Source organism: Paraburkholderia sp. SIMBA_030 (assembly GCF_046535245.1).
Lineage (GTDB): Bacteria > Pseudomonadota > Gammaproteobacteria > Burkholderiales > Burkholderiaceae > Paraburkholderia.
Genome location: NZ_JAWRXB010000105.1, coordinates 1 through 424 on the forward strand (window position 1 = coordinate 1; position 424 = coordinate 424).

The window sequence follows — 424 nt, forward strand, 5'->3', positions numbered from 1 at the left end:
CATGGGTGACGAAGACTTCACCGTGCTGGAACGGACTCATGGTGCCAGGATCGACGTTGATGTACGGATCCAGCTTGAGCATGGTGACCTTGAGCCCCCGCGCTTCCAGGATGGCCGCCAGGGAAGCCGAGGCAATGCCTTTCCCCAATGAAGAAACAACACCGCCCGTGACGAATATGTAGCGCGTCATGAAAAACCCTAGAAGTCTGCGTTAAGGCGGCCAGCGCCGCCGGAGAAAGCGAAGGAAGGCCGAAGCCCCCGATCACCTGCGTCAATCACAGTGCATCTCGAAAAACTGCCGCGTCTGTACAAACCAGGGTATCCCCGGCATGGAGCTCGCTCGTCATTTCCAGAATCAGCCCAGCAAAAAACTGCGTGGTAATCGGCAACTGCTGTGTTTTCGAGGAACGCACAGAAGTTGTAT

At 56.1% G+C, this 424-nt stretch carries 1 pseudogene; it reads right to left on the minus strand.

The window, feature by feature from the left end:
- Positions 1 to 190, minus strand: a pseudogene (gene pyrG / locus SB772_RS39230) (CTP synthetase); the annotation flags it as partial.
- Positions 191 to 424 lie beyond the last annotated feature (234 nt).